Annotated in this window: 3 protein-coding genes; all 3 read left to right on the top strand. The window is 39.4% G+C overall.

Going from position 1 to position 6,154, the window contains the following annotated elements:
• Positions 1–255: 255 nt before the first annotated feature.
• A complete protein-coding gene (locus tag GNF10_RS34175) occupies positions 256–2,358 on the top strand; it encodes a pentapeptide repeat-containing protein (RefSeq protein WP_185582108.1) in 2,103 nt (700 codons plus the stop codon).
• Between the two features lie 9 nt (positions 2,359–2,367).
• Entirely contained in the window at positions 2,368–4,383 is a 2,016-nt protein-coding gene (locus tag GNF10_RS34170; protein WP_185607399.1) for an NACHT domain-containing protein, read from the top strand.
• 47 nt (positions 4,384–4,430) lie between these two features.
• Positions 4,431–6,154: NACHT domain-containing protein (locus tag GNF10_RS39390; protein WP_311774260.1), on the top strand; the 1,724-nt coding region annotated here is incomplete at its 3' end.

Raw genomic sequence — 6,154 nt, 5'->3', positions numbered from 1 at the left:
GCCAGCGATTTGTACAGTAAATGGCACGTCAAGAACAGTTATGAGGCGATAAAAAGAGGGGCGATGCTTGGTTATATTGACTATAACTTGATTGTGAATGAATGATGTATTGGTGAGGAGAGGGAAGGTATTAAGTCGGGTATTGAAGCATAAAAACTGGCTGTAACAAAAGAGAATCGCTTTAAAGCGTTGTAATTACGGAATTACTCGTGGTATATCTGTATCCAAAAAGGAATTTGTATACAGCACCCAGCCATGCTCCAGGACTACTCCGGTCAAAATCTTCGAGGACGCAACTTCAAAGGGCAGAACCTTGAGGGGGCAAATTTTAGTGGCGCAGATATTCGAGGCGCAAATTTTACTGGGGCTAATTTACGTGGTGTAAAATTTATCGGAGTAAAGGCGGGTCAGCCAAGCTGTTGGACTATAACTCTATTATTTGCCTCTATTACATTATCTGGAGTAGTAGGATTTCTTTTCGCTTCCTCTGGCATTTTTCGTGAAGTTACTGTCTCTAGTGGTGAAATTATCGAATTGATATATATACCAGGGTGGATAGCTTTGGTTGTAATACTACTTTTATTTATAACGCTCAATTGGAAAGGATGGTCAACAGAAACTTATTTCACTTTATATTTTGCCCTATTTTTGCTTGCTATTATACTTGAAATCAAATCAAATTCATTAACTGGCACTTTAGCTCAAATATCATCTATTGTTCTTGCTTGGGTTATATTGCTTTCAATACTCCTAACCGTAGCGAAAATGACAGGCGAAACTATAGGCTTGGTTGGGGCTGGAATAGTTTCTTTTTTTGGCTCTGTAAGTGAGATACGCCACTACCAAATAACATCTGCTTTAGCTTTAATAGTAGTTTCATTAGCCATAATCTTTTTATCTAATTTTGTTATCTGGCAAGCCTTTAGTAAAAAATCAACAGACAGCTTATTTAAAAATGTTGCTATTGCTATTACCACTATAGGTAGTACAAGTTTTTATGTTGCAGACTTAACGGACGCTGATTTTACCAATGCTATACTTAAAAGTACAGACTTTAGAAAAGCTATTCTGACTCGTACCTGTTTCAAAAAAACTAAAAAACTGGATCGTGTGCGCCCTGGTACAACTTACTTGCAAAAAGCACAAGTGCGTCAAGTGTTGGTCACAGGTCAGGGACTAGACTTGAATTTTGACCGTGAAGACTTGCGAGGAGTCAATTTTCAAGGGGCGAATTTGGTAGATGCAAGTTTTATTGGTGCAGACCTCAGTGAAGCCAACTTGCACAATGCAGATTTATCCAAAGCAAAGCTAGTGCAAACACAACTAGATGGCACTGACTTCACTGGTGCAACTCTCACAGGTGCATTCATTGAAGATTGGAATATTACTACTGATACCAAGTTTGATGGGGTACAGTGCGATTACGTTTATATGCGCCTGCCTACTCAAGATAACCCAGACCCGCACCGCAAACCAGACAACAGGCAGGAGGTATTTGCAGACGGAGAGTTTGGGGATTTCATCAAACCAATTTTCGACACCCTGGACTTGTACCACAGCCAAGGAGTTGACCCACGTGCGATCGCAATCTCGTTTAAGCAGTTAGCTGAAAATCACCCTGATGCTGAACTTGAAATTGTGGCAATGGAGAAACGGGGGCAGGATAAGTTTTTACTTCGTGCTAAAACCGCATCTACGGCTGATAAGTCTGAACTGAGTGCAGAATATTTTGAAACTTACAATGAGATAAAAGCCTTGCCGGAGCGAGAAATTAAATTACTTTTAGCAGAAAAAGATAGTAGAATTCAAAGTTTAGAAAATTTTGTTAATCAGGCGCTACAACGCCCTAGTTATTATTCAAATGTAGAACAGGTAGGTACTATGACTAACAACCCCGGTGGATTTTCAGTTGGTGGTTCTGTAGGCGGCAACGTCAACAACGTTCAAGGTGATGGCAACAGAGCAGTTCAAGGGGACAATAATCAGGCTGTCCTTGGTGATGGTAATCAAGTAACGCAACAAAATCAAGTGGGGGCAGATACCGGAGAATCACTAACTAAAGAGGATGTTGTCAAGTTACTGGCACAATTAGAAACTTTAATTCAAGGCGCAGAACTCCCAGCCAACACTAAAGAAGAAGTAATTGAAGACTTGAGTGCAGCTAAGAAAGCCACAGATAAAGAAGAACCAAATAAGCAACGAGCATTAGAGCGTTTGGGAACTGTGGCAGAAACACTTGAAAAAACAAGTAAGGGCGTGGAAGCTGGTCAGAAAGTCTGGACAATAGCCAAGCCGATTATTGTGAAAGTTGCAACTTGGTTAGGTGTTGCTGCTGGTTCTCACCTGTTGGGATTGTAGAACTGATTTATGAGTCAGCCGCCACCAGAAAACTCTGATTCGCAACAGCCTGATGCAAATTCAACGCAACAGGCTGATGGTTTCACACCTCAAAATGTAGTTCAGGGGAATCAAAACCGAGCTGTTCTGGGTGACAACAACACAGTAGTTCAGGGTAATAACAACTTGATGCTAACCATCAAGGAGTTAATTCTTGGACAGCAGACAACACCAGTAGGCAACCCGACTCGACCAAAGAATGAACGGATACTATTAGCCGCAGTCAAGGAAGAAGTTACTGGATGGTTAAGGGACTCTCTACACAATGCCGTGCTGATAAATTTAGATAAAGAGTCGCAACCCCAGCAGGTAAAACGCCCTTGGGATGCTCAGATAAAAATTGGCTTAAAGCCTGCTGAACCTATCCCAGACACCACAACAATTTTGCAAGTTTTTGATTCAGAAGGAATTGCAGGTAAACTGTTAATATTGGGTGCGCCAGGAGCAGGTAAGACAACCACACTATTAGAACTAGCACAAGCTTTAATCAAACGTTCTGAAGAACAGCCTGATTATCCTGTTCCAGTTTTATTTAACTTATCTTCTTGGAAAGATGATCGACAATCTCTAGCTGATTGGTTAGTGGCTGAACTTAAATCTAAATATGGTGTCTCAAAACAGCTTGGTAAGAAATACCTGGAAAATCACCAACTGCTGCCCATGTTAGATGGTTTAGATGAACTAGAGCCAGTTCGCCAGCAAACTTGTGTTCAAGCTATTAATCGATTACTACAAGCAGAATATCGTTGTCAGTATTTAGTTATTTGTAGTCGTAGTGAAGAGTATGGCAACTATAAAACTCGACTCCAACTTAATGGAGCTATCTGCTTACAGCTTCTAACAGACAACCAGATTCGGAAATATTTGATTGATACTAACCATGCATATCTGTGGCAATTCATTAACAAAGATCCAAACTTGTTAGAGTTAACTAAAGTTACAATTTTGCTGAGTATTTTTGTCCTGGCTTACCAAGAAACATTTATTAATTCATGGGAAAACATGACTGAAGAAAGGTGGGATAACATAAGCGCGGAAAATTGGACACAAATATCTTCTTCAGATTCCTTCAATCTTCAAGACTTGTTGGATGCTTATGTGCAACGGATGCTATTAAGAGAAATTAATAGTAGAGCTTATATTAATCAGAAAATACCTACAAAGCGGCAAACTACATTATGGCTCGTTTGGTTGGCTCAACAATTGGAAAAAGAATATAAAACTGAGATTTTAATTGAGGAAATACAACAATCTTGGTTAAGAACTATAGGTTTAAAAAGATTATATAGAATAATTTTAGGGCTAATAATTTTTTCAGTTTGCGGAGCGATATTTGGATTAGTTATTAATGGATATATCGGACTAATTGTTGGAATAATTTTAGGGTTAACTTATGCGCTAGCTTCGGAGAAAGGAGTTGTTATAGAAACAATAGTTTTGTCTAAGTTAAATAAAAAAAGATTGTTTAGAGGTTTGGCTGTCGGGTCAGGTTTTGGCTTAGTTATAGGATTAATATTATGCTTAATATTACAAGACAATCAAGGACAAATTTATGGAATGATTGTAGGAATAATGTTTACTTTGCTCATCGGTCTACTTTTCGGGCAACCTGATACAACAATAGAAACAAAAATAATTCCAAACCAAGATATTCGGAAATCTGCGGTCAATGCTATTTCTTTATCGTTGATTATAGGAATAATTGTAGGGTTAATTATAGGAGTAATTCGTAACCCGATGGAAGGACTGATTACAGGGGTAATTTTTGGGTTGATTTTTGGTTTAGTTGCTGGTGGAGATGCTTGTATCCAACATTTCACTCTTCGCCTCATTCTCTACCGCAACGGCTACATCCCCTGGAACTATGCTCGTTTCCTCGACTACTGCACCGAGCGATTATTCCTCCAGCGTGTTGGTGGTCGTTACCGCTTCATGCACAAATTGCTGCAAGACCACTTCGCACAAATGGATTTCAAACGGAATTAGGAAGATATAACCCTTTTACAAGGGGAACGTTATTGTAGAACACATTTATGAGTCAGCCGCCTGAGAACTTAGAACCACAACAGCTTGATGCAAATTTGAAGCAAGCTGATAGTCCTACATCTCAAAATGTAGTGCAGGGGAATCAAAACCGAGTTGTTCAAGGTAATGAGAACCAATCTGTTTTAGGTGATAGCAACACAGTAATTCAGGGTAATAACAACTTGATGCTAACCATCAAGGAGTTAATTCTTGGGCAGCAGACACCCCCAGTAGGCAACCCGGCTCGACCAAAGAACGAGCGTTTACTACTAGCCGCAGTTAAGGAAGAAGTTACTGGACGGTTAAGGCAATCTCTACACAATGCTGTGCTAATTAATTTGGGGAAGGAGTCACAACCGCAACAGGTAAAACGCCCTTGGGATGCAGAGATAAAAATTGGCTTAAAACCTGCTGTTCCTCTCCCACATACCACTACAATTTTAGAAGTTTTTGACTCACAAGGAATAGCAGGGAAACTGTTAATTTTGGGTGCGCCAGGGTCAGGTAAAACAACGACACAATTAGAACTGGCTGAAGAATTAATTAAACGTGCGGAAGAAGAGCCTGATTATCCCGTTCCTGTTTTATTCAACTTGTCCTCGTGGAAAGATGACCGACAATCTCTAGCTGATTGGCTAGTAACTGAACTTAAATCTAAATATGGTGTCTCAACTAAACTTGGTAAAGAGTGGGTTGACAATCACAAATTACTGCCATTACTTGACGGTTTAGATGAACTTGAACCACAACGCCAAGAATCTTGTGTTCAAGCAATTAATCAGTTTTTAGTAGGCGAAAATAGAGCGCTTTATCTAATTGTTTGTAGTCGGAGTGAAGAATACAGTAACTACTCAACTCAATTACAACTTAACGGTGCTATCTACTTACAGCCTTTAACCAGCAATCAAATTTGTGATTATCTAACCTCTATAAATTCTATAGAACTGTGGTCAACCATCAGTAGCGACTTAGACTTACTAGAGTTAATGAAAACTCCATTACTACTCAGCATTACTGTTCTAGTATCTCAAGAAATATCTGTTGAAGAGTGGCAGCATTTGAACTCTACAGCAGACCGGATTCAGTATTTGTTAGATGCCTATATAGGACGGATGTTGACACGGAATATCAACAGTAGGGCATATTTGAAGAATAAAACTCCTAATGCTAGAAAAACACGAATGTGGCTTATTTGGTTAGCAGGGCAAATGCAGCGAGAATCGAAAACTGAGTTCTTAATTGAAGAAATGCAGCCTAGTTTGTTAAAAGCTAAAATTCCCCAAGTTATTTATAATTTGATTGTTTGGGGATTTATACAAATGCTGATTTTTGGGCTGATTTCTGGGCTGATTTCTGGGCTGATTTTTAGGCTGATTTATGATCCGATTTCTGAGCTGATTTCTGGGCTGATTTTTGGGCTGATTTTTGGGCTGATTTCTGGGCTGATTTATGGGTTGATTTATGGGCTGTTTAATGGATTATTTGGTGAGATAATAGAGTATAAACTTGAAAATATAGGTTTAATTAGGTCTAATAAATTTTTCAACAAAACCATTATAAAATGGCTGATTTCTGGGCTGATTTCTGGGCTGATTTCTGGGCTGATTGTTGGGCTGATTTCTGGGCTGAGTGGAGGGCTGATTTTTGGGCTGATTTTTGGGCTGATTTCTGGGCTGATTTCTGGGCTGAGTGGAGGGCTGATTGGAGTTAAGATTGTAGTGATTGTGATTTT

Source organism: Nostoc sp. UCD121 (genome assembly GCF_014222285.1).
Taxonomy (GTDB): Bacteria; Cyanobacteriota; Cyanobacteriia; order Cyanobacteriales; family Nostocaceae; genus Nostoc.
Note: the sequence above shows the minus strand (reverse complement) of the source record. Positions and strands in the feature narration are given on the sequence as shown.